4 protein-coding genes are annotated in these 3117 nt (G+C 64.1%); all 4 read left to right on the top strand.

The features are described from left to right. Window positions 1-824 (top strand): flagellar hook-length control protein FliK (locus GJ695_RS29250; RefSeq protein WP_166455425.1); only part of this gene is annotated, 824 nt, incomplete at its 5' end. A 203-nt stretch (window positions 825-1027) separates the two neighbouring features. Beyond that, window positions 1028-1543: a flagellar basal body-associated protein FliL gene (gene fliL / locus GJ695_RS29245; protein ID WP_154370594.1), complete on the top strand. Its 516-nt coding sequence runs from the start codon at window positions 1028-1030 to the stop codon at window positions 1541-1543. 14 nt (window positions 1544-1557) lie between these two features. Then, window positions 1558-2538, top strand: coding sequence for a flagellar motor switch protein FliM (fliM, locus tag GJ695_RS29240; RefSeq protein ID WP_154361548.1), 981 nt, complete (start codon window positions 1558-1560; stop codon window positions 2536-2538). Between the two features lie 23 nt (window positions 2539-2561). Then, window positions 2562-2999, top strand: a complete 438-nt coding sequence (gene fliN, locus GJ695_RS29235) for a flagellar motor switch protein FliN (protein ID WP_072781393.1) — start codon at window positions 2562-2564, stop codon at window positions 2997-2999. Window positions 3000-3117: the final 118 nt, after the last annotated feature.

Below are 3117 nucleotides of genomic sequence, written 5' to 3'. Positions count from 1 at the left end.
AACCGGCGATCGCCGCCCAGGCCCCGGCCAGCGCCGATGCCGCGCAAGCCGCCAAGACCACCGACGCCCCGGCCGCCGACACCGTGGCCGATGCCGCCGCCACGCCAAAGGCCGACGCCACCAGCCACGTCGCCGCCAAGGCCGGGCCGGCCGCCGACGCACAGCCGCAGGTATCGCAGACCCAGCAGCAACAGCAGACCGCCGCCGATCCCGCCCAGTTGGCCGCCGCGCCGAAAACCACCACGGTCAACGCCGAAGCCGCCGCCGCGCTGAAGGAACAGGCTGCGATCACCATCGCGCCGGCCGCCAGCCATGCGGCGCAGGAACTGGCCAAGGCCGCCAGCGCCGTGCCGACCGACAAGCTCAGCAGCCGCGTCGGCACCCAGGCCTGGGACCAGCAGCTGGGCCAGAAAATCATCTTCATGGCCGCCGGCGGCGAGCAAAGCGCCACCATGGAACTGAATCCGCCCGATCTCGGCCCGCTGCAAGTGGTGTTGAGCGTGAACAAGGACCAGGCCACCGCCGCCTTCAGCTCGGCCGCGCCGGAAGTGCGCCAGGCGCTGGAAAACGCCTTGCCGAAACTGAAAGAAATGATGAGCGACGCCGGCATCCAGCTGGGCAGCGCCACCGTGTCGGCCGGCATGTCGGACCAGAACAACAGTTCCTTCAGCCAACAGGCCAGCTCGGCGCAGAGCGGCGGCGGCAACAGCGGCGGCCGCTCGGGCGGCAGCTACGGCCGTGACCACGGCAGCGACGCCGACGTCGCCCGCAGCGCGCCGCCGGTGCGGCGCCTGCCGGCCGGCGCGGTCGACACCTTCGCCTGATACCGCAGCGGCGCCAGGGCAAACCGGGACCGGCGTGACCGCCCTCCCGGTTTTGTTGTCTGTTACACTAGGGAAATGTCAAGCAGCAGCGGGAACGCCCCTCTTTTCCACGGTTCCGTATGCCTTGGCCTGACCGATAATGACATAATGGCGGCGTGAACCACACCGCAACATGAAGGGCTACTTTGAAAGCGAACCCAAAAATGAAAGCCGATCAGAAAGTTGAAGCGCCCGCGGGCGGCGGCAGCAAAAAACTGATCATCATCATCCTGGCCGTGGTGCTGGTGCTCGGCGCGGCCGGCGGCGGCGCGGCCTGGTTCTTCCTGCACGGCAAAGCCGATGCCGAAGACCACGACGACGCGCCCGCCAAGAAGAAGAAATCCAAGAAGGCGGCCGGCCCGGCGATCTACGAACCGGTCGAGCCCTTCACCGTCAACCTGCAGCCGGGCGAAAGCGGCGCCGACCAGTACCTGCAAGTGGCGTTCTCGGTGCAGTTGCCCGATGCCGAGACGCAGGAAGAAATCAAGAAAAACATGGCCAAGGTGCGCAGCCGCGTGCTGCTGCTGTTGTCGAGCAAGCACGCCAGCGACATCAACACGCCGGAAGGCAAGGTCCAGCTGGCCAAGGACATCATCGCGGCCCTCAAGGACCCGTTTGAAGACCGCGGCTCCCCGCAAGAAGTCGAAGACGTGCTGTTCACGTCCTTCATCATTCAGTAAGCAGAGCATAAGCCATGGCTGATAATTTTCTTTCCCAGGAAGAAGTCGATGCCCTTCTGAAGGGCGTCAACGGCGACCAGGACGACGTTGCGGCGCAGGAAGACGTCGCGGGTGTCCGCACGTACAACCTGGCGACCCAGGAACGTATCGTCCGTGGCCGCATGCCGACGCTGGAAATTATCAACGAGCGCTTTGCCCGTCTGCTGCGCGTCGGCCTGTTCAACTTCCTGCGCCGCAGCGCCGAGGTGTCGGTCGGTTCGGTGCGCGTCTCCAAGTATTCCGAGTTCATCCGTAACCTGGTGGTGCCGACCAACCTCAACCTGGTGCACATGAAGCCGCTGCGCGGCACGGCGCTGATGGTGTTCGATCCGGGCCTGGTGTTCCTGCTGGTGGACAACCTGTTCGGCGGCGACGGCCGCTTCCACACCCGCGTCGAAGGCCGCGACTTTACCCAGACCGAGCAGCGCATCATCCTGCGCATCCTGGACATCGTGTTCGAGGCCTACACCAAGTCGTGGGAACCGGTGTATCCGGTCGAGTTTGAATACATCCGCTCGGAAATGAATACGCAGTTCGCCAACATCGCCACGCCCAACGAGGTGGTGGTGGCGTCCACCTTCACGGTGGAGCTGGGCTCGGTGTCGGGCCAGATCCACTTCTGCATGCCGTACTCGATGATCGAGCCGATCCGCGATTCGCTGACCTCCAGCCTGCAGGGCGAGGCGCTGGAAGTGGACAAGCGCTGGATCCGCCTGATGACGCAGCAGATCCAGATCGCCGAAGTGGAAGTGGTGGCGTCGCTGGGCACGGCCAAGGTCAATTTCGACGAGATCCTCAATATGCGGGTGGGCGACATCATCCCGCTGTCGATCCCGGAATTCATCTCGGCCACGGTGGACGGCGTGCCGGTCATGGATTGCAGCTACGGCGTCATGAACGGGCAATACGCGCTCAAGGTCGAGAAACTGCTGGCCAATGCCGATAACCTTAAATAAAGTCAATAAACCCGGAGAGAATCATGTCGGATAACCAAGACGATCAACCGCTGGACGAAGACGATCCATGGGGTGCGGCGATCGCCGAACAGGCGCAGGCGGAAGCCGCCGCGCTGGAAAAACAGCAAGCCGCCTCGCAGGCGGCCAGCGCGGCCGTGTTCAAGGATTTTTCCAGCACGCCGAGCAAGACTGAAACGCACAACGATATCGACTTCATCCTCGACATCCCGGTCCAGCTGACGGTGGAACTGGGCCGCACCAAGATCGCCATCAAGAACCTGCTGCAACTGGCGCAGGGCTCGGTGGTGGAACTGGACGGCCTGGCCGGCGAGCCGATGGACGTGCTGGTCAATGGTTGCCTGATCGCCCAGGGCGAGGTGGTGGTGGTGAATGACAAGTTCGGTATCCGCCTGACGGACATCATCACGCCGTCCGAACGTATCCGAAAATTGAATAAATGAAGCACGGACTGATTTCCACCCTGATGATCGCGGCGGCCTTGGCCGCCGCGCCTGCAATGGCCCAGCGCACGCTGTCGGGCACCATCGGCGGCGCCCACGCGGCCACGCCGGCGATGGT

Origin of the sequence: Duganella alba, assembly GCF_009674495.1 — a bacterium.
Taxonomy (GTDB): domain Bacteria; phylum Pseudomonadota; class Gammaproteobacteria; order Burkholderiales; family Burkholderiaceae_D; genus Rugamonas; species Rugamonas alba.
The sequence above is the reverse complement of the archived record's forward strand: the minus strand, read 5'-3'. Positions and strand labels throughout refer to the sequence as shown.

Coding starts and splice junctions, on each gene's coding strand:
- fliM (WP_154361548.1), top strand. CDS start 1,558: ATGGCTGATAATTTTCTTTCCCAGGAAGAAGTCGATGCCCTTCTGAAG.
- fliN (WP_072781393.1), top strand. CDS start 2,562: ATGTCGGATAACCAAGACGATCAACCGCTGGACGAAGACGATCCATGG.
- fliL (WP_154370594.1), top strand. CDS start 1,028: ATGAAAGCCGATCAGAAAGTTGAAGCGCCCGCGGGCGGCGGCAGCAAA.